This window comes from Mesorhizobium sp. 131-3-5 (assembly GCF_016756575.1).
GTDB lineage: Bacteria > Pseudomonadota > Alphaproteobacteria > Rhizobiales > Rhizobiaceae > Mesorhizobium > Mesorhizobium jarvisii.
Genome location: NZ_AP023254.1, coordinates 5,294,259 through 5,313,328, shown reverse-complemented (window position 1 = coordinate 5,313,328; position 19,070 = coordinate 5,294,259). Strand labels below are relative to the sequence as shown.

The following is a 19,070-nucleotide window of genomic DNA, read 5'->3' as shown; positions in this document are numbered from 1 at the left end:
AACGGTTTTCCCGGGAAAAAGCGCCGTAGCGATTTCCCTTGGGAATTGCGTTAGAACAAGGACTAGACCCCTCGCCATCGCGGGTCCTTGCCGCCAGCCCGCTCGATTGGCGTGTCAGCTTTGCGGCTTCACCGAAAAGTCGCTCGCCGCGAGCGCGGTGGCGTGGTCATTCTCAGGCTGCTTGTCGTCTGGCCTTAGCGTGAACTCGACCAGCACCGGCAGATGGTCGGAGCCGGTGTCCTCCAGCCGCTTGGAAGACAGGAGCGTCAACCCGCCCTTGCTGAACACCTGGTCGATCGGCAGGCCCGCATAACGGCGCAGGATGTCGGGCAGTGTCCGGTGGATCCAGGTCGGGCCGGCGGAAGGCATCACTGTCAGCCCGCCGAGAGCCGCGACCCGCCGCACCGCAGCACTCCACGGCACGGCGTTGCAATCGCCGGCCATGATCGCGGTCTCGCCCAACCCGGCCAATGTCTGCGCCAGTTCGCCGATCTGCCAGTATTGCTCCTTCGGCCACGGCCAGCTCAAATGGATCGCGGCGACATCAACGTCGATCCCGCCGAAGTCGATGGTGGCGGTTGCCATCGCTCCGCGCGGCTCGCAGCGCGGTGTCGTGCCGGCCACGAACGGCCGGCGCGACAGCAACGCCACCCCGAACATGCCGTTCGGGTAGGGGCACAGGATACGGTAAGGATAGGCGCTGGCGATGGTGCCAAGCTCGGTCGTCCACATCTCCGACACCTCATCGAGGGTGATTACGTCCGGGTTGGTGCGGCCGATCAGGGAGAGCACTTTCTTCGGTGTCGGGTTGTTGAAGCGCAAGTTCATCTGCAGCAGGCTGTAGACGGCCTGATCGGTGGGCTTGGCAACCGCCGGTTGCGGCCAGAGCCTCGGCAGGGCGCTTGCCGTCGTGGCCAGGCAGGCGATGGCAAACAGCAGCCCCGCTGCCGCTTGCAGCCGAAACGAGCTGGCAAGCAGCGGCAGTGCCAGAAGCGCCATGAGCACGCTGAAGTGAATGCGGAAATGCGAGAAGGAATCGAAAGCCGGATGCAGCGTGCAGAAGAATCCGGCCAACAGCGCGGCCGATAGCGCCGTCATCGCCAGGAATGCCAACCCAGCCATCATTTTCAAGCGCGCGCCTGTCATCATCGAGGTCGTGTCTGCCGAATGCCGCCTGACGATCCGTTCCATCTGCTTATCGGCCAAATTGCGGGCCGGGCAAGACGACGAAATGCCTCGCCCAGGCGCTGCGGCCGCCTATTGGAACGCTGTCTCCGAAAAGCTCCGGAGCTTGCGCGAATGCAGCCGCTCCATCGGCATCTCGGCCAGCTTCTCCATCGCCCTGATGCCGATGGTAAGGTGCTGCGCCACCTGGCGCTTGTAGAACTCGGTCGCCATGCCAGGCAGCTTCAATTCGCCATGCAGTGGCTTGTCGGAAACGCACAGAAGCGTGCCATAGGGGACACGGAAGCGGAAGCCATTGGCGGCGATCGTCGCCGATTCCATGTCGAGCGCGATGGCGCGCGACTGCGACAGGCGCTGCACCGGTCCGCGCTGGTCGCGCAGTTCCCAGTTGCGGTTGTCGATGGTGGCGACCGTGCCGGTGCGCATGATGCGCTTCAGGTCGTAGCCGGACAGCCCGGTGACTTCGGCGACCGCCTCCTGCAGCGCAACCTGGATTTCCGCCAGCGGCGGGATCGGCACCCAAACCGGAAGGTCGTCGTCCAGCACGTGATCCTCGCGCACATAGGCATGCGCCAGCACATAGTCGCCGAGCGCCTGGGTGTTGCGCAGCCCGGCGCAGTGGCCAAGCATCACCCAGGCATGCGGCCTCAGCACTGCGACGTGGTCGGTGATCGTCTTGGCATTGGAAGGGCCGACGCCGATATTGACCATGGTGATGCCGCCGTGGTTCGGCTTTTTCAGGTGATAGGCCGGCATCTGCGGCAGGCGCTGCGGCCCAACGCCTTCGCTGGGCGAACTCTGCCCGGCCCTGGTCACGACATTGCCAGGCTCGACGAATTCCGCGTAACCGCCGCCGCCCTTCTCCATCAGGTCGCGGGCGCGGGCGACGAATTCGTCGATGTAGAACTGGTAGTTGGTGAACAGCACGAAGTTCTGGAAATGCTGCGGGCTGGTGGCCGTATAATGCGTCATGCGGTGCAGCGAATAGTCGATGCGCTGCGCCGTGAACGGTGCCAACGGCCTTGGTTCGCCGAAGGCCACCTCGAACGTGCCGTTGGCGATCTGGTCGTCGGTGCCGTCGAGATCCGGCACGTCGAACAGGTCGCGGATCGGCCGCTTGATGCGCTCCGCGGCGGCTCCGTCGACGTAAGTTCCCTCCAGGAAGGCGAAATGCAGCGGAATTGGCGTGGTCGATTCCGAAACCGTGACCGAGACACCGTGGTTGCGCATGATCAGGCGCAGCTGTTCGACCAGATAGCTCTCGAACAGGTGCGGCTGTGTGATCGTGGTGGCGAAATGGCCGGGTGTCGGCATATGGCCGTAGGCCTGGCGCGAGTCGACCTGCGTGAACGAACTCGTGGTGACGCCGATCTCGGGATAGAAGGCGCGGTAGCGCTTGCTGCTGTCGCCGCCGGCGGCCGCCAGGGCCGAGAAGGCGTCGCGCAGGAACTTGGTGTTGCGGTCGTAAAGCAACTGCAGTGCGGCAACGGCTTTTTCGGCGCTGTCGAAGCTTTGCCGGCCAAAAGGCTCCGGCATGACGACAGATTCGATGGCTTGAGGGTAGATTCGCTTTTCCATGGCTCAATATAGAGACTCGGACGAGCGGTTGGGAGGGGTGTCGCTGCCGAAGGCGCCCAAAGCGCCATTTTTCTTTATCCCCGCTGCAGGCTGACCAGCAGAACGAAACCCACGCCGGACTTCCTCAGGGCCGGCGCCTCGATCGTCGAGCCGGCATCCGCGCGCATCATCGGCACCGCCAGGACCGGCGCGGCCAGGAGCACCAGGATGAGCGCCGCCCGCGGCAGGAGCCGAAGGGTCTTGAGAGTGTTGGCGGCGATGCGGGTCATGATGTCTGAGCTTTTCTTTTCGAGGTCCGGGTTTCTTTGTTTCAGTGACGAAGGTTGGTCGGGCAGGCGAGGCGGCACATTCTGGTGACTTCGTCCCAGGAGCGGGGAGAACGGCCCGCTTCGGCGACGAGGATGGCGAAGAACATTCCAAACAGGCTCATCAGCAGGCAGACGATGGTGAAGCGGCGAGCAAGCATTGGGGTCGTGTCTCCTTCAACACGCCGGAGAATGCCCCAACGCCTCTGAACCGGCTCTGATGCCGGCGTTCATCTGCGGTTCAAATTGATTGACGGGATCTGGGCGGGTCGTCGCCGGCCGGCCGGCCACCGGCAGCGGGGGCAAGAGCCCCAGGGCTTGACGTGCCGGTGAAACGAAAACGGGGCCCGTCGGGCCCCGTTATGGATGTCGCAAGGATAGATCGATCAGAGCTTGTGCCAGGTCTGGCTCTTGCAGATCAGTCCGCCAAGCACGCAGCCGCTCATCTTGAGAGCGGTGCCCGACAATGTCGCCTTGCCCGAATAGGTCTTGTCGTTTGCAGGGTCGGTGATGCTGCCGGCATATTTGTTGTCGCCCGCCGCCTTGAGCGAGCCGATCGTCTTGCCGGCATATTTGCCCGATTTGAGCGTGATGGAAAACGAGCCGCTGCCTGAAATGGCCGCGGTATCGCCGGCTTGCGTTTTCCAATTGCCCTCGATCGGATCGGCCCACGCCGCACCCGCGATGATCAATGTGGCTGCAAGAGCCAGGCTCACTTTTCGAAACATGTTTTGCTCCCTTTGGATAGCCGGCCGAATTCTCCGCCTCGCCGGTCTGCCGCTTACGCAAACGTAAGCTAATCCAGCTCCCGGCAAAACAAAAGCGGTGCCGCAACGGAAGACTTTGGGATTTTGAAGCCGCCTGAATTGGCTCCGTCGGCGAGGAAATGAAAACGACCGGCACGTGCTGTTTGTTTCCCGTGGTTAGCGGAGTGTTGATCCAGGCTCGAAAAATTTTCGTCGAATTTGACGAAAATCGGCTGAATTGCTGACTTCGTATCCTTAACGAATTTCCGCGTTTACCTCTTGTTTTAGCTTTGTTTTCTTCAAATTAAGCACGCCATTTAACGACGGATTCAAGCCTGATCGGCATCCTCGGAAGCATCGAAAGAGCGGCCCGGACAAGACGAACGGAGGCAGCTCTCGGGAGCCAGACAGGGGACTAAAATGGCACGTTTTGAAATGCTTGAAGCAGGTTTCGGCGCCATGGGGGCAACTGCCCAGGCCGACATTCTTTTCGAACTGGGCATGATGTATGCGACCGGCCGCGATTGCGAAACCGACGTCGTTGCCGCCCACAAATGGTTCAACATCGCCGCCATAAAGGGCTCGGCCCGCGCCGCGGAACTGCGCTCGGAACTGTCGGCCGCCATGTCGAAGGTCGAGATCGCCAAGGCGCTGCGCGAAGCCCGCGAATGGATGACCATGCACTGAGTTTCGGCAGACGGGGACGCTCCGGCCAAGACCGCTCCAAGACGGTCGGGCCAAAACAGGGATAAGGCTGCGCAGACAGCCAGGCCACGGGCCATCAACAACAAGAATGCGGCATGCAGGATCGGCCAAGCCGTGCGACGGACCATGACCCCGAAAAGTATCCGTTCTTCGGATCATGGCAGGGAAGACAGGGAAGGCTACGTTGGGGTTCGCGGCGCGGGGGCGCTGGGAAACCGCCCGATAGGCAAAAAAAGCCACGACCAGCCGGAACAAGGCTGGCGTGGCTTTTTGCGTGGATGAGGGCTCGCAGGCCCAATCGAGTGGCGCCAATGCGCCTAGACAGGCCCAATGAAGGATGAAATTGTCCCGCCTCTCTGGAAGAAGCGCGGCCGGGGGCCGCGCGTGAGTGGAGGAGTTCTATTGCCATGAAAAAAATGAGTATTTTGAGCGCGGCCATTTTCGGCCTGATGATGAGTGCGCCCGTCGCATTCGCCGACGACATCACCGTCTCGGTGGTCGGCCCGATGACCGGACAGCTCGCCACCATCGGCGATCAGTTCAAACAGGGCGCACAGGCCGCCGCCGATGCCATCAACGCCGCGGGCGGCGTCAACGGCTCGATGATCAAGCTCGATATCGAGGACGACCAGTGCGATCCCAAGCAGGCCGTGTCGGTCGCCAACCGCATCGTCGCCAACGGCGTCAAGTTCATCGACGGCCATGCCTGCTCGGGCTCGAGCATTCCGGCCTCGGCCGTCTATGCCGAGGCCGGCGCGCTGATGATGAGCCCGGCTTCCTCGAACCCGGTGCTGACCGACGCGGCCGCCAAGGCCGGCTGGCCGACCATCATGCGCCTCTATACGCGTGACGATGCACAGGGCGCCTTCATCGGCCCGTGGATCGCCAAGAAATATGCCGGCAAGAACGTCGTCATCCTGCACGACAAGAGCGCTTACGGTCAGGGCGTGGCCGATGCCGTCAGGGCGACCATGAACACTGGCGGCCTCAAGGAAGTCTATTATGACGCCATCAATCCCGGCGAGAAGGACTATTCGGCGCTTGTCACCAAGCTGAAGGATCTCAAGGCCGACGTCGTCTATTTCGGCGGCTATCATCCTGAAGCCGGCCTGATCCTGCGCCAGTCGGCCGAACAGAACCTGAAGTTCCAGCTGATCATGCCGGACTCCATCGCCTCGCCGGAATTCTGGCAGGTTGCCGGCCCGGCCGGCGAAGGCACCATGTTCGTCTTCCCGTCGGACCCGCAGGCAAAGCCGGAAGCCAAGGCCGCCGTCGAGAAGATCAAGGCCGGCGGCTTCGTGCCGGAAGGCTTCACGCTGTTCTCCTACGCCGTGGTCCAGGCGTTCGCCGAAGGCATCAAGCGCGCCGGCAGCGACGATCCGGCCAAGGTTGCCGAAGCGTTGAAGAACGGCACGCCGATCAGCACCGTTGTCGGCGACGTCACCTTCGACGAAAAGGGCGACCTCAAGAACGCCAGCTACGACATCAACCAGTGGCATGACGGCAAGTACGCGCCGATCGCGCAGTAATCTCGGGTAATGAGATAATCCAAGGAAATGGCCGGGGTTCGCCCCGGCCATTTTGTTTGCGGTCCGCGAAGCGCTCCGCTTGTCAGCCTGCAGTAGCGGTCGGCGCGCTCTGTTCCTCGACGAACCGCACCAGCACCGTCCCGTCGGTGACCTGCGCTCCTTCCACGGCGATCTCGGCAACCACTCCGTCATGCGGGGCGGCGATGGTGTGCTCCATCTTCATCGCCTCGAGGATCAGCAACGCTTGTCCCTTGATCACCGCGTCGCCTTTCGCCACGCGCACCAGCTTGACCAGCCCGGGCATCGGCGCGCGCAAGCTGCCGGAGGCGGCAGCCGCGTCATCGCTGCGTGCCAAGGGGTCCGATACCGCGAATGTGTAGCCGACGGCGCCTTCGAACACCGTGATGTGGCCAGGCCAGCGGGCGAGGCGGGGAGTGGCGCGGAAATCATGCGAATTGGTGCTGTCATAGGGCGCATCGAGCGCCACCTGGAAGCGCCCGTCCGGCCGCACCGAAACCTTTGCCAGTATATCGGTCTCGCCGAACTTCAGCCGCGTGCGCCGCGCCACGCCGTGGAAATGCGCATAGCCGGAAAGCGACGACCATGGGTCGTTCGATGGCGGCAAGGCTTCCGCACCGGAGGCCGCGAGCGCTGCTGCCGAGACGATTTCGCCGGTCGGCGGCGCGACCCCGGTCAGTGCCGCCTGATGCCTGCCGATCAGGCCGGTGTCGACGTCGCCAGCACAAAAGTCGGGATCGGCGGCAAGGGCGGCAAGGAAACCGGTGTTGACCGTGGAACCGGCGATTTCGGTCCGCGACAGCGCCGCGCCGAGCGCTTCCAGCGCGGCTTGCCTGTCCTTGGCATGAACCACCAGCTTGGCGATCATCGGATCATAGTAGGGGGAGATGGCATCGCCGGCCCGCACGCCGGTCTCGACGCGCATTGTGGCGCCTTCGGGGGCCGCGTCAGGGAACTTCAGATGATGCAGCGTACCCGTTGCGGGCAGGAACCCCTTTGCCGCATCCTCGGCATAGATGCGCGCCTCCAGGGCATGGCCGGTCGGCGCGATCTCGCTCTGCGTCTTCGGCAGCTTTTCGCCGCTGGCAACCCGCAACTGCCACTCGACCAGATCGATGCCGGTGACCATTTCGGTGACGGGATGCTCGACCTGCAGGCGAGTGTTCATCTCCATGAACCAGAAGCGGTCGGCCTTCAGCCCGTGCGAGGCGTCGACGATGAACTCGATGGTGCCGGCGCCTGAGTAGCCGATCGCCTTGGCTGCCTTCACCGCCGCTTCCGTCATCGCCTTGCGCAGCGCCGGCGTCATGCCGGGGGCGGGGGCTTCCTCTATCACCTTCTGGTGGCGGCGTTGCGCCGAGCAGTCGCGTTCGTAAAGATGCACCGCATTGCCGAAATTATCGCCGAACACCTGCACTTCGATGTGCCGCGGCTTGTCGACATATTTTTCGACCAGAACGCGGTCGTCGCCGAAAGCAGCCTTTGCCTCGCGCCGGGCGCTGGATAGCGCCTCGGAGAAATCATCGGGATGCTCGACGCGCCGCATGCCCTTGCCGCCGCCGCCGGCGCGCGCCTTGATCAGCACGGGATAGCCGATCTCGCGTGCCTTGGAGGCAAGCAGCACGATCTCCTGCGCTTCGCCATGATAGCCCGGAACGACGGGAACGCCGGCTTTCTCCATCAGCCGCTTGGCGGCATCCTTCAGCCCCATGGCGCGGATCGAGGCCGCCGACGGACCGATGAAGGTGAGCCCCGCCGCCACCACCTGGTCGACGAAATCAGGATTTTCCGACAGGAAGCCGTAGCCGGGATGGATGGCCTGCGCCCCCGTCGAAAGCGCAGCCGCGACAATCCGGTCCCCGCGCAAGTAACTCTCACCGACAGGCGAGGGGCCGATGTGAACGGCCTCGTCGGCCATCTCGACATGCAGGGATTTCGCGTCGGCGTCCGAATAGACGGCGACGGTGTGCACCCCCATCTTGCGGGTCGTGCGGATGACACGGCAAGCAATCTCGCCCCGATTGGCGATCAGGATTTTGGCGAACATGGAGCCTCCCGGGTTTGCCTCGGGCGGCACCAGCCTGGCCGCCGGCTTACTTCGACGCAGCGATCGCGCAGCCGCCGCTTGCGGTCTTGACCTTCCATTTGGCGAAGCCGCTCTGACAGGCGCGCAACGCCGTTTCCTCCGCGGCCTTCTGCGATGGTGCGTTCAGCTTCACGCTGCAGAAAATGTGGAGATCGACGACGCGCGAATAGAACGTCGTGGCGTAGACCGAATGGCCGCTGGCCGCGATATAGGCGAGGTAGGATTTGTAGCAGGCTTCCTTCGGATCGAGTGACAAGGTCGGGGAAAACCGCTTGTCGCCCATCTTGCCCGCCAGCGATTCCGCCGAACCGGCGCCATGTGTTGCGAATATGAGCAAACTTGCAAGTATCGAGGCAGCCATCCCCCGGCAATATTTCAGTTCCATTTCCACCCTGTCCCCGTTGCATTGCGCGGGACAAGCAGTAACGAATATTTTTCCTCGCCGCCAGTTCGTTGTCGGGGGTTCGAGCTTGCATGTGTTGGTGAATCGGTTGGTCCATACAGTTCAACCCTTCCGGAGCGCAGCAACGGCTTGCCAGTATAGTTCCGCCATGTGCTCGTCGAAGCAGCAGAAGATGACAGATTCAGGCACGGTTTTCTCTTCCATGACCATGGTGACCGTGCCGACAGCGATCTCGGCCGCCTCATCTTTCGGGTAGTGGTAAACACCGGTCGAGATCGCCGGAAACGCCACCGTTCGGCAATCATTGGCGGCCGCGAGTTCCAGCGACCTGCGATAGCAGGAGGCCAGCAGTTCGGCTTCGCTCCTGCCGCCGCCCTGCCAGACCGGCCCGACGGTGTGGATGATATGTCGAGCCGGCAGCTTGTAACCCTTGGTGATCTTGGCGTCGCCTACCTTGCATCCGTTCAGCATCCGGCATTCGAACTCGAGCTCACGACCCGCCGCGCGGTGGATGGCGCCATCGACCCCGCCGCCGCCGAGAAGCGCGGTGTTGGCGGCATTGACGATGGCGTCGACATCCAGCTTCGTGATGTCGCCGGTGTGGATGCGGATCCTGTCCAGCGCCTTGCTCATCGTCACATCCTGAACACGCCGAAGCGCGTGTCCTCGACCTCGGCGTTGAGCGACGCCGAAAGGCTGAGTGCGAGCACCTCGCGCGTCTTCGCTGGATCGATGATGCCGTCGTCCCAGAGGCGGGCGGACGAGTAGAGCGGATGGCCCTCATGCTCGTACTTCATCAGGATCGGCTTCTTGAATTTCGCCTCCTCCTCGGCGCTCCACTCGCCGCCCTTGCGCTCGATGCCTTCGCGCTTGACCATGGCAAGCACGGTTGCCGCCTGTTCGCCGCCCATCACCGAGATGCGGGCGTTCGGCCACATCCACAGGAAGCGCGGGGAATAGGCGCGGCCGCACATGCCGTAATTGCCGGCGCCGAACGAACCGCCGATGATGACGGTCACCTTCGGCACCCTGGCGGTGGCGACCGCCATCACCAGCTTGGCGCCGTCCTTGGCGATGCCGCCGGCCTCGTATTTTCGGCCGACCATGAAGCCGGTGATGTTCTGCAGAAAGACCAGCGGGATCCCACGCTGGCAGCACAACTCGATGAAATGCGCGCCCTTCAGCGCGCTTTCGGAAAACAGCACGCCATTGTTGGCGATGATGCCGACCGGCATGCCGTGGAGATGGGCAAAACCGGTGATCAGCGTCGTGCCGTAGTTCTGCTTGAACTCGTCGAACTCGGAGCCGTCGACAAGACGCGCGATCACCTCGCGCACGTCATAGGGCTGGCGCAGATCGGTCGGCACGACGCCGTAGAGTTCATCCGCCGGATGAAGCGGTGGAATCGATCTCTGTAAGTTCAGGCTTACGGTCTTGTTCCGATTCAGGTTTTTGACGATGCGCCGGCAGATGGCGAGCGCATGTTCGTCGTCCATCGCATAATGATCGGCAACGCCGGAAAGCCGCGTATGCACATCCGCGCCCCCCAGATCCTCGGCGCTGACATCCTCGCCGGTGGCCGCCTTCACCAGCGGCGGGCCGCCGAGAAAAATGGTCGCCTGGTTGCGCACCATGATCGTCTCGTCCGACATCGCCGGCACATAGGCGCCGCCTGCGGTACAGGACCCCATGACGCAGGCGATCTGCGGGATGCCGGCAGCCGACATGTTGGCCTGGTTGTAGAAGATGCGGCCGAAATGCTCGCGGTCGGGAAAGACCTCGTCCTGGTTGGGCAGATTGGCGCCGCCGCTGTCGACCAGATAGATGCAGGGCAGATTGTTCTGCAGCGCGATCTCCTGCGCGCGAAGGTGCTTTTTCACCGTCAGCGGATAGTAGGTGCCGCCCTTCACCGTGGCATCGTTGACGACGACCATCACCTCGGCGCCCTCGACCCGGCCGACGCCGGCGATCATGCCGGCCGAGGAAATCTCCTCGCCATACATTGACCACGCTGCGAACTGGCCGATCTCGAGGAAAGGCGAACCGGTGTCGAGCAATTGTGCCAGGCGCTCGCGCGGCAGCAGCTTGCCGCGTGAAATATGGCGCTCGCGCGCCTCTTCGGAGCCGCCGCGCTCGACGATCGCGGCCTTGTCGGCGATGTCGGCGACCAGCGCGCGCATGCGTTCGGCATTGGCGCGGAAGCTGTCGGAGGAAGGGGAGATCTGGGTTTGCAGGACGGCCATGCTCACACCCCCTCCGCCATGATCTCGCGACCGATCAGCCAGCGCCGGATTTCGCTGGTGCCGGCGCCGATCTCGTAGAGTTTGGCGTCGCGCAGCAGCCGGCCGGTCGGATAGTCGTTGATATAGCCGTTGCCGCCCAGCAGCTGGATGGCGTCGAGCGCCATCTGCGTCGCCTTTTCGGCCGCGAACAAAACGCAGCCGGCGGCATCCTTCCGGGTGGTCTGGCCGCGATCGCAGGCCGCCGCGACGGCATAGACGTAAGCGCGCGCGGCGTTCATCACCGTGTACATGTCGGCGAGCTTGCCTTGCACCAGCTGGAACTCGCCGATCGGTTGGCCGAACTGCTTGCGTTCGTGCACATAGGGGATCGCCACGTCGAGACAGGCTGCCATCAGGCCGATCGGGCCGCCGGCAAGCACGGTGCGTTCATAGTCGAGGCCCGACATCAGCACCTCGACGCCGCGTCCTTCCTCATGCAGCACATTGTCGAATGGCACCTCGACATTCTCGAACACCAACTCCCCGGTATTGGAGCCGCGCATGCCGAGCTTGTCGAGTTTCTGCGCCACGGAAAACCCGGCAAAAGCCTTTTCGACGATGAAGGCGGTGATGCCGCGCGATTTCCGCTCAGGATCGGTCTTGGCATAGACGACCAGCGTGTCGGCGTCCGGGCCGTTGGTGATCCACATCTTGGTACCGTTGAGCACATAGCGGTCATTGCGCTTTTCGGCGCGCAGCTTGAGCGAGACGACATCGGAGCCGGCGCCGGATTCAGACATCGCCAGCGCGCCGACGCGCTCGCCCGAACACAGCGGCGGCAGGAATTTTTCCTTCTGCACCGGCGTCGCCCAGCGGTTGATCTGGTTGACGCAGAGGTTGGAATGGGCGCCGTAGGAAAGACCGACCGAAGCCGAGGCGCGGGAGATTTCTTCCACCGCAATCACATGGGCGAGATACCCCATGCCGCTGCCGCCGAAATCGGGATCGGCGGTGATGCCGAGCAGGCCGAGGTCGCCGAGCTCGCGCCACAGATGCGCCGGAAATTCGTTCTGGCGGTCGATATCGCCGGCGATCGGCGCTATCCTGTCCTGGGCAAAACGGCGTACCAGGTCGCGCAGCGCCTCGATATCCTCGTCATGCCCGAAGCTGAGCGTGTTCGTGTACATGCCGTTCCTCCTCCCGCATGACCCCGAAAATCGACTTCGATTTTCGGAAAGGATCATGCGCAAATTCAAGTGCTACTGCGTCCTTTGCCCGTCCAAGGGACGTGCGGCGCTGTAGGTGTCCATCCTCGCGCCAACCAGGCGCATTGTCATTGAAAGATATGTCGCCGTTACTTCAGTGACCGACAGCCGCTCGCCTGGGCGAAACCAGACGATGACGCCGGTCATCATCTGGATCAGCGCCATGGCCGTCAGGCCGGTGTCCTCGATGCTGAAGTCGCCCGCCTCGGCGCCTTCGCGCAGGATGGTGCGCAGTTCCTTTTCGTAGGCTGTGCGCTGCTTGAGGATCTGTGTCAGCCTGTCGGGCGACAGGCTGCGCAGTTCCATGTTCGACACATGCGTGGCATGCCGGCGCCCGATGTGGAAAGCGATGTGGTTGCGCACATAGGCCGCAAGCTGCTCCGCCGGATCCGCATCGAATGGCCTCGCGCGTTCCCAGGCCTCCCGAAGCCCCTCCATGTGCTCGCGCATCAGCGTGAACAGCAGGTCTTCCTTGGTCGGAAAGTAGCGATAGAGCGCGGCCGCCTGCACGCCGACCTCGGCCGCCAGCTGGCGCATCGACATCGCCTCGTAGCCGTAGCGTGCGATCAGGTTGACCGCCGCTTCGCGGACTGCCGCCTCGGTTCGCTCGCCGTCCGATCCCGTGGTGCGCGCCATGATCGCCTCGTTAATTCGACGATAATAAAACGAACGTTCAATTAATTCAAGAGTGCCAAACTAGTAAATCGATGCGCATGGGCCTATGCGACGATCCTGAAATCTCCAGGCGCGGTCCAGGTCTCGATCTCCTCGACATCTACCCGCGAGACTGAAGCGCCCGCCGGGCCCTGGCGAAGCCGTTCGATCATGGACGAAACCGCCATGTCGGCGCCGGCAAGCCATGCCGTTACCGAGCCATCTCTTTCGTTGCGCACCCAGCCCACCAGCCCAAGCCTTGCCGCTTCGCCTCTCGCCCAGATCCTATAGCCGACGCCTTGCACCCTGCCGTGTACGCGGGCCTGGACGGCCCTTTTCCGATCGTTCATCGTGCGCTCCCTTCCTTAGAGTCTGGCGCAGGATCGAGCGAAGGCAACTGGCTTGAAGGGGACTATCGAACAGAAGCCGAGGCTTGCTCGCAAGGTGGATGACCCCATCCAATAAATAGTTGACTTGGTCAACTTTTACGCAATGATCCACCGAAGTGGAATCTCAGGGAAGGCGCATGACATGCCAGCCGATCGCAGTGCCTTGGTCCGCGATCTCAGATGCTTCAACCGGTTTTATACCGGCCTGATCGGGCTGCTCGACGAAACCTTGACGCACAGCGCCTTTACGCTGACCGAGGCGCGGGTGCTGTTCGAACTGGGTCGTCGACCCGGCCGCATTGCAGCCAATTCCGGCGGCAAGGCAGGCTTTCTGGCACGGGTGCTTCAAATCGACTTCGAACCAGCAGCGTCCGACATTGCCAGGGACCTCCAGCTGGATCCGGCCTATGTCACGAGAATCCTTCGAAAATTCTCTGCCGCCGGCCTCACCGAAACGCGTGCCGGCCCCGATGCTCTGCGCCGGCGCGTCCTCTCGCTCACCATGCGCGGCCAGGTAGCGCTCGCTGCACTTCAGTCGGCCGCGGATCGCGATCTCACCCGCCTGACCGTGGACCTGGGCGACGAGGAAGCCGCCGAGTTGTCGGATATATTGGCACGCGTCAGGCATCTGCTAAGCGCAGCGCCAGCATCCGAACGCCGCGAAAGCGCCTAGTTCCCCCGCGCTGCCGCCAGCGCGCCCGGCAATTCCTCGGCAAAGATATCCAGTTCGTGGTCGAGGCCGACGCTGACGCGAATGCAGCGGTCTAACCCTGGCGCCATCGGCTTGCGGATGAACACATCACGTGACAGCAGACCTTGCAGCACCTTCAGCGCGAAGGGACCGTCATGACCGCAATCGATGGTGACGAAATTGGTCGCCGAGGCCAGCGGCTTCAACCCGTTCTGCTCGGCGATCGCCGCGATGCGCCGGCGCCCGGCAGCCACGCGCGCCACCACCGTCTCGAGATAGGCCTGGTCGGCGAGCGCTTCGACGCCGGCGATCTGCGCCATGCGGCTGACGCCATAGTGGTTGCGGATCTTCTCGAAGTCGCGGATCACCTGGGCCTCCGCAATCGCATAGCCGCAGCGTATCCCGGCAAGCCCATAAGCCTTTGAAAAGGTTCGCATGCGGATGACATTCGGTCGCGAGATATCGATCGGTGGCAGGGCCGAGGCGGGCCCCAATTCGCCATAGGCCTCGTCGAGCACCAGCATGGTGGTCTCCGGCAGCGCCTCGATGAAGCGGATCACCTCGTCCGCTTCCCACCAACTGCCCATCGGATTGTCCGGGTTGGACAGATAGACCAGCGGAGCCTTCTCCTTGACGACCGCCGTGAGCAGACCGTTCAGACTTTCGCGGTCGTTCTCGTAAGGGACTGTCACCAGCCGCCCGCCGACGCCGGCAATATGGAAGTTGAAGGTCGGATAGGCGCCGAGCGAGGTGACCACGGCATCGCCAGGTGCCACATACATGCGCGCCACAAGACTGAGCAGGCCGTCTATGCCTTCGCCGACAACGACGTTCTCGACCGCTACGTCGTGATGCGCGGCAGCCGCGACCTTCAGCTCGTAATTGTCGGGATCGCAATACATCCACTGGTCGCGCGCGACGCGCTCTATGCGGGCGATGACGCGTGGCGACGGGCCAAAACTGCTCTCATTGGCGCCGATGCGGGCACGAAAAGCCCGCCCGCGCTCCCGCTCCTGCGCTTCCGGGCCGACAAAAGGCACGGTCGAGGGAAGTGCTGCGATAAGCGGCGAAAGGGGAGGGCGCAAACGCATGGTGGAAGCTCGCTTGGAAAAGGGGACTTCTTGCTAGCGTGGCCGGCCTAACCGTGCAAGCACCCTGCGGTTTCCAGCCGTAGCGCTGGATTCCGTCACCCCTTTTTGCTAGCGAAGGACGATGAACAATCGTCTGCCGCCCGCCTGGTCCAGGCATCTTAAGGTCCAAATCCTGCCCAAAAAGGCTGGGCCGATGAAAACCGGCCTGCCAACACCGTCGCCGATGCCTAAAATGTCAGGCGCGCAGGACGATGACACGCTGCTGCGTCGGGCCATAGAGTTGCAGAGGGCCAACCGATTGCCGGAGGCTGAGGAATTATGCCACCGCATTCTGACAAGAAAACCCAACCATGCGTTAGCTCTGTATGTACTTGGCACGATAGGGCTGAATTTTGATGACGAGTTGGCCCTGGAATACCTGAGCCAGGCGTGCTCTGAAATGCCCGGTAATCCATACTTTCAATTCACATTGGGCGAATGCTATTTGAAACTCGGTGATTATTTGCCGGCGATAGCGCATTTGCAGCGAGCCTGTGAATTAAAGTCCGATATGGTCGAAGCCCTGTGTGCTTTAGGGCGGGCCTATGTCGATTTTGACAAGGGCGAGATGGCTTTGCCAGTCTACCAAAAAGCGCTTGAGCTAAACCGAGATCACCCCCTGGTCCGAATAGGATTGGCGCGTATTCTGATAGATTTGGGAAGAATGGAGGAGGCGACAGCATATTTGGAAGAAACAATCGCCCGGCGCGAAAACGTGTCTGCTGCCTACATGGCTCTTGTGAACATTCGAAGATTTTCGACCGCGCCGCCGGAGCTCGATTCCATTCTAACCGAACTTAGCAATTCGCCCAACTCAGCTGACGAAGCATATAACCTCCATCAGGCCGCGGGCAAGGTTTTGAACGATCTTGAGCGTTATGACGAAGCGATAGAGCATTACCTGAAAGCAAAGGAGTTCAGGGCTCAAACTTGTGACATTGAGTCCTACCGCAGGTGGGTCGATTCCATGATCGCCTTGTTCGATACGGAGTTGCTAGCGACCAAGGCCGGATATGGCGATCCATCTGAGGTGCCTGTATTTGTGCTCGGGATGCCGCGCTCTGGCACAACCTTGACTGAGCAAATCTGCTCAAGCCATCCAGACGTACACAGCGCCGGAGAACTCACCAAACTGGGCCGAATTGCTGTCTCCACAAATTTGAAGATGGAGTTGGGACCAGCTTTTGGACAAATGGTCAAATTGATGACCGCCGAGCGATCTCAGATTTTCGCTGAAGAATATCTATCCAACTTGCGAATTTATTCGCCGCTCGCATCTCGAATTGTTGATAAGATGCCGCATAATTTTGAAATAATAGGGCTCATTGGTATTCTTTTTCCCAACGCTCGCATAATTCATTGTAGGCGAAGCCCAATTGACAGTTGCTTGTCGTGCTTTGTATCGAGCCTGAAGGGTACTCATACTTATACATCGGACCTCACGACCCTTGGACTTTATTACCGTGAGTATAATCGTCTCATGTGTCATTGGAAGTCTATTATGCCAGGGAGAATATTTGATAATAGCTATGAAGATCTTATTGTGGATCAGGAAGGGCAGTCTCGGCGTCTGATAAATCACCTTGGGTTAGCCTGGGATAACGCATGTCTCCGCTTCTTTGAAAAAGAGGGGTCCGTCAAAACACTTAGCCACTGGCAGGTCCGCCAGCCCATTTACTCGTCGTCCGTTAAGCGGTGGAAGAACTATGAAGGCAAGATCCAGCCGTTGATCGAAGCCTTAGGCGACTTGGCTGACGTTTGACCTCAATAGCGGGCGATGTGGCGAGAATGCCATTACCCCCTCAATCTTACGGTAAAACTTGGGACTTTGGATCTTCATCGCCTAGTCTCTTTTACGAAATGTTTGAGAATAGACAGTCGCGTTTTCTTTAAGTTATCTCGCCCATAGTCGTTGTGAATTTCGCGGACCGATTTTCTGGCAGGCAACTAAAAAACAGGATGCCTAACGCCTGTTCGAGTGTCTGAACGCTTCGAGCGGCCGTGCTTTAGTCTTGTTGAGGAATCTCCTCTGCATCCCCGCGACAGCGATAGCATCGATGCGGTCGCGGAAGGCCTGCGGCCTAATCCACACGACGGAAGGGTCCCTACGGATCGAGTTGCGAGCAGGCACTTGGCAGAGGCGGCGTCCGAATTCGCTTTGCTTGCCGGAGCGCATCTAACGTTCCTCAACGGCTTTTTGCTGGAAACAACATGACAATCGTCCGCTTCCAATTTGGTTGCCAGCGCCTGAAAGCTGGCCCGGCTATGAAACCTAAATTGCCGAAGCCAAATCTGTCCAATGCAGCAAGAGTGAACTCGCTGCCTCGCCTGAGCGGACGATGCGACTCTTGACTGAATTCTTCGCCGCTAGCCTGTAAGGTTGGGTACCTAAAAAAGCTTCGAATGGGCTTAGAATTATAGATTTGGTTGGCCTTTTTTGCTAGCGAAGGACCATGAACAATCGTCTGCCGCCCGCCTGGTCGAGGCATCTGAAAACTCCGTCCGGACCGAAAAACCCGCAGCCGAAAATCGCCCAACTGAAAGCAAGCTCGCTATCCCAAGCGCAGGCCGATGACGCACTGCTCAGGCAGGCTGTCGAACTTCATCGGGCAAATCGGTTGCTGGATGCGGAGGCACTTTGTCAGCGCGTATTGGCTCATAACCCGAGGCATCCTCTCGCTTTGTATCTATTGGGAACCTTTGCGCTCGGCCTGGACGACGAGATGGCCATTCGGTGTTTTGAGCGGGCGGTGGAGGCGGCGCCTCAGAACCCAAACTACCATATGGCATTGGGCGAAACCTATTTGAAAGTCGGCGAGCATGCGGATGCGATCAGGCATTTTGAGCGTGCGTGCGGCTTGAAAGCCGACTGGGTCGAGGCGCTCTGCACGCTGGGCCGTGCCTACACCGAATTCGGCAAGGCCGATATGGCGGTCCCGCTTTATGAGAAGGCGCTCAGAATCAATGGTGGCCATCCTCTTGTCCGAATGGGGTTGGCCAATGCGCTAGTAAGCCTCGGCCGTATGGACGATGCGACAGGTTACATGAACGAGGCGATCAGCCATCGTCAGGATGTCGCCGCTGCCTACAACGGCTTGGTTAGCATCCGAAAATTCACGGAAGAGCCGGCGGAATTCAAATCCATTCTGGCTGAGCTGAAAAATCCGGCGCTTGATGCGAAAAGCATACAGCAGCTCCACTACGCGGCGGGCAAGGTGCTCAACGACCTCAGGCGCTATGACGAGGCGATGGACCACTTCGGGCAGGCAAAACGCTCGGCCCGTCGCTTCGACATGGAGGGTTACCGCCGCAGCGTCGATTTCATGATCGAACTGTTCAGCCCGCAGATGCTGGCGGCCAAGGCAGGTTATGGCAGCTCTTCCGAAGTGCCGGTCTTCGTGCTTGGCATGCCGCGTTCGGGCACCACTTTGACCGAGCAGATCTGTGCCAGCCACCCCGATGCTTATGGCGCCGGCGAGCTGACAAAACTCCGGCGCATCACCAACAGGCTCGCGCCCAAGACGCGCTCGCCGGAGGAGTTGCGCGGATCGATCCTCAATATGACTGTCGACCAGTCGAAGTCCCTGGCCGAAGAGTATCTCACTCACATCAGGCAAAAATCGCCGGAAGCTTCACGAATCGTCGACAAGTTGCCTCATAATTTCGAGCTCATCGGCCTCATAAGGCTCCTTTTTCCCAAGGCGCGCATCATTCACTGCCGCCGCGATGCCATCGACAATTGCCTCTCATGCTATTTCCTGAGTTTCAACGAGGACAATAGCTATGCCGCCGATCTCCACACACTCGGCCTGTATTATCGCGAGTATCACCGGCTTATGCGTCATTGGGATACGGTTTTTCCAGGGCAAATCCTGCACAGTCGCTATGAGGACATGGTCTCCGACCAGGAAGGGCAATCGCGCCGCCTGATAGACCATCTGGGCCTGCCATGGGACGACGCCTGCTTGCGGTTCTTTGACAAGGGCGGTTCGGTGAACACGTTCAGCCGCTGGCAGGTTCGCCAGCCAATCTACACCTCGTCCGTCAATCGCTGGAAGGCTTATGGAAGCGCAATCCAGCCGCTGGTCGATGCGTTGGGGGATCTGGCTGGGGTTTGATTGGGCACGAAAGCTCTCCGGGTGCTGCCGAACTGACATGGACTCT

18 protein-coding genes are annotated in these 19,070 nt (G+C 61.1%); 5 read left to right on the top strand and 13 right to left on the bottom strand.

All coding sequences use genetic code 11. From position 1 onward, the window contains the following. Positions 1-114 precede the first annotated feature (114 nt). The 5 genes from JG747_RS26195 to JG747_RS26175 all read right to left on the bottom strand — a co-directional run bounded on the left by JG747_RS26195 (position 115) and on the right by JG747_RS26175 (position 3,796). Positions 115-1,191: an endonuclease/exonuclease/phosphatase family protein gene (locus JG747_RS26195; protein ID WP_244748226.1), complete on the bottom strand. Its 1,077-nt coding sequence runs from the start codon at positions 1,189-1,191 to the stop codon at positions 115-117. Positions 1,192-1,257: 66 nt separating this feature from the next. Continuing rightward, complete coding sequence (locus JG747_RS26190; RefSeq protein WP_236952097.1) at positions 1,258-2,721, bottom strand: AMP nucleosidase; 1,464 nt, start codon at positions 2,719-2,721, stop codon at positions 1,258-1,260. 116 nt (positions 2,722-2,837) lie between these two features. After that, positions 2,838-3,032, bottom strand: coding sequence for a hypothetical protein (locus tag JG747_RS26185; protein ID WP_019857168.1), 195 nt, complete (start codon positions 3,030-3,032; stop codon positions 2,838-2,840). 41 nt (positions 3,033-3,073) lie between these two features. Next, positions 3,074-3,229 (bottom strand): hypothetical protein, encoded by a 156-nt coding sequence (locus tag JG747_RS26180; RefSeq protein ID WP_167470439.1) that lies wholly within the window; start codon positions 3,227-3,229, stop codon positions 3,074-3,076. Positions 3,230-3,454: 225 nt separating this feature from the next. Further along, positions 3,455-3,796: a DUF2147 domain-containing protein gene (locus tag JG747_RS26175; protein WP_019857170.1), complete on the bottom strand. Its 342-nt coding sequence runs from the start codon at positions 3,794-3,796 to the stop codon at positions 3,455-3,457. A gap of 438 nt (positions 3,797-4,234) precedes the next feature. Here JG747_RS26175 and JG747_RS26170 point away from each other — a divergent pair, with 438 nt between their 5' ends. Further along, positions 4,235-4,501, top strand: a complete 267-nt coding sequence (locus tag JG747_RS26170) for a sel1 repeat family protein (protein ID WP_010915070.1) — start codon at positions 4,235-4,237, stop codon at positions 4,499-4,501. Between the two features lie 425 nt (positions 4,502-4,926). Further along, the gene (locus JG747_RS26165; RefSeq protein WP_027046653.1) at positions 4,927-6,048 is read left to right on the top strand and encodes a branched-chain amino acid ABC transporter substrate-binding protein; all 1,122 of its coding nucleotides are present in this window, start codon (positions 4,927-4,929) and stop codon (positions 6,046-6,048) included. A gap of 82 nt (positions 6,049-6,130) precedes the next feature. Here the strand turns inward: JG747_RS26165 and JG747_RS26160 are convergent, their stop codons facing one another. The 7 genes from JG747_RS26160 to JG747_RS26130 form a co-directional block, all read right to left on the bottom strand. Then, a complete protein-coding gene (locus JG747_RS26160) occupies positions 6,131-8,113 on the bottom strand; it encodes an acetyl/propionyl/methylcrotonyl-CoA carboxylase subunit alpha (RefSeq protein ID WP_202360343.1) in 1,983 nt (660 codons plus the stop codon). A gap of 46 nt (positions 8,114-8,159) precedes the next feature. Continuing rightward, entirely contained in the window at positions 8,160-8,537 is a 378-nt protein-coding gene (locus JG747_RS26155) for a hypothetical protein (protein ID WP_069091758.1), read from the bottom strand. A 120-nt stretch (positions 8,538-8,657) separates the two neighbouring features. Continuing rightward, a complete protein-coding gene (locus JG747_RS26150) occupies positions 8,658-9,188 on the bottom strand; it encodes an O-acetyl-ADP-ribose deacetylase (RefSeq protein WP_069091759.1) in 531 nt (176 codons plus the stop codon). Positions 9,189-9,190: 2 nt separating this feature from the next. Next, positions 9,191-10,798 (bottom strand): carboxyl transferase domain-containing protein, encoded by a 1,608-nt coding sequence (locus JG747_RS26145; RefSeq protein WP_202360342.1) that lies wholly within the window; start codon positions 10,796-10,798, stop codon positions 9,191-9,193. A gap of 2 nt (positions 10,799-10,800) precedes the next feature. Next, a complete protein-coding gene (locus JG747_RS26140) occupies positions 10,801-11,964 on the bottom strand; it encodes an isovaleryl-CoA dehydrogenase (protein ID WP_019857175.1) in 1,164 nt (387 codons plus the stop codon). A gap of 72 nt (positions 11,965-12,036) precedes the next feature. Next, positions 12,037-12,678: a TetR/AcrR family transcriptional regulator gene (locus JG747_RS26135; protein ID WP_038645625.1), complete on the bottom strand. Its 642-nt coding sequence runs from the start codon at positions 12,676-12,678 to the stop codon at positions 12,037-12,039. Positions 12,679-12,761: 83 nt separating this feature from the next. Beyond that, positions 12,762-13,046, bottom strand: a complete 285-nt coding sequence (locus JG747_RS26130) for an acylphosphatase (protein WP_019857177.1) — start codon at positions 13,044-13,046, stop codon at positions 12,762-12,764. A 181-nt stretch (positions 13,047-13,227) separates the two neighbouring features. Between JG747_RS26130 and JG747_RS26125 the strand changes: the two genes are divergently transcribed. Then, on the top strand, positions 13,228-13,758 hold the full coding sequence (locus tag JG747_RS26125) for a MarR family winged helix-turn-helix transcriptional regulator (RefSeq protein ID WP_064985036.1): 531 nt from the start codon (positions 13,228-13,230) through the stop codon (positions 13,756-13,758). On the opposite strand, the gene JG747_RS26120 is transcribed toward JG747_RS26125, so the two are convergent. After that, positions 13,755-14,867 (bottom strand): pyridoxal phosphate-dependent aminotransferase, encoded by a 1,113-nt coding sequence (locus JG747_RS26120; RefSeq protein ID WP_064985035.1) that lies wholly within the window; start codon positions 14,865-14,867, stop codon positions 13,755-13,757. The genes JG747_RS26125 and JG747_RS26120 overlap by 4 nt on opposite strands. Positions 14,868-14,988: 121 nt before the next feature. Between JG747_RS26120 and JG747_RS26115 the strand changes: the two genes are divergently transcribed. Both JG747_RS26115 and JG747_RS26110 read left to right on the top strand, forming a co-directional pair. Continuing rightward, complete coding sequence (locus tag JG747_RS26115; RefSeq protein WP_202360341.1) at positions 14,989-16,668, top strand: tetratricopeptide repeat-containing sulfotransferase family protein; 1,680 nt, start codon at positions 14,989-14,991, stop codon at positions 16,666-16,668. Positions 16,669-17,359: 691 nt separating this feature from the next. After that, positions 17,360-19,024: a tetratricopeptide repeat-containing sulfotransferase family protein gene (locus JG747_RS26110; protein WP_202360340.1), complete on the top strand. Its 1,665-nt coding sequence runs from the start codon at positions 17,360-17,362 to the stop codon at positions 19,022-19,024. Positions 19,025-19,070 lie beyond the last annotated feature (46 nt).

Excerpts from the sequence above, each read along its gene's own strand:
- JG747_RS26195 (WP_244748226.1), bottom strand. The coding sequence starts at position 1,191 with ATGGAACGGATCGTCAGGCGGCATTCGGCAGACACGACCTCGATGATG.
- JG747_RS26190 (WP_236952097.1), bottom strand. The coding sequence starts at position 2,721 with ATGCCGGAGCCTTTTGGCCGGCAAAGCTTCGACAGCGCCGAAAAAGCC.
- JG747_RS26185 (WP_019857168.1), bottom strand. The coding sequence starts at position 3,032 with ATGACCCGCATCGCCGCCAACACTCTCAAGACCCTTCGGCTCCTGCCG.
- JG747_RS26180 (WP_167470439.1), bottom strand. The coding sequence starts at position 3,229 with ATGCTTGCTCGCCGCTTCACCATCGTCTGCCTGCTGATGAGCCTGTTT.
- JG747_RS26175 (WP_019857170.1), bottom strand. The coding sequence starts at position 3,796 with ATGTTTCGAAAAGTGAGCCTGGCTCTTGCAGCCACATTGATCATCGCG.
- JG747_RS26170 (WP_010915070.1), top strand. The coding sequence starts at position 4,235 with ATGGCACGTTTTGAAATGCTTGAAGCAGGTTTCGGCGCCATGGGGGCA.
- JG747_RS26165 (WP_027046653.1), top strand. The coding sequence starts at position 4,927 with ATGAAAAAAATGAGTATTTTGAGCGCGGCCATTTTCGGCCTGATGATG.
- JG747_RS26160 (WP_202360343.1), bottom strand. The coding sequence starts at position 8,113 with ATGTTCGCCAAAATCCTGATCGCCAATCGGGGCGAGATTGCTTGCCGT.
- JG747_RS26155 (WP_069091758.1), bottom strand. The coding sequence starts at position 8,537 with ATGGAACTGAAATATTGCCGGGGGATGGCTGCCTCGATACTTGCAAGT.
- JG747_RS26150 (WP_069091759.1), bottom strand. The coding sequence starts at position 9,188 with ATGAGCAAGGCGCTGGACAGGATCCGCATCCACACCGGCGACATCACG.
- JG747_RS26145 (WP_202360342.1), bottom strand. The coding sequence starts at position 10,798 with ATGGCCGTCCTGCAAACCCAGATCTCCCCTTCCTCCGACAGCTTCCGC.
- JG747_RS26140 (WP_019857175.1), bottom strand. The coding sequence starts at position 11,964 with ATGTACACGAACACGCTCAGCTTCGGGCATGACGAGGATATCGAGGCG.
- JG747_RS26135 (WP_038645625.1), bottom strand. The coding sequence starts at position 12,678 with ATGGCGCGCACCACGGGATCGGACGGCGAGCGAACCGAGGCGGCAGTC.
- JG747_RS26130 (WP_019857177.1), bottom strand. The coding sequence starts at position 13,046 with ATGAACGATCGGAAAAGGGCCGTCCAGGCCCGCGTACACGGCAGGGTG.
- JG747_RS26125 (WP_064985036.1), top strand. The coding sequence starts at position 13,228 with ATGCCAGCCGATCGCAGTGCCTTGGTCCGCGATCTCAGATGCTTCAAC.
- JG747_RS26120 (WP_064985035.1), bottom strand. The coding sequence starts at position 14,867 with ATGCGTTTGCGCCCTCCCCTTTCGCCGCTTATCGCAGCACTTCCCTCG.
- JG747_RS26115 (WP_202360341.1), top strand. The coding sequence starts at position 14,989 with ATGAACAATCGTCTGCCGCCCGCCTGGTCCAGGCATCTTAAGGTCCAA.
- JG747_RS26110 (WP_202360340.1), top strand. The coding sequence starts at position 17,360 with ATGAACAATCGTCTGCCGCCCGCCTGGTCGAGGCATCTGAAAACTCCG.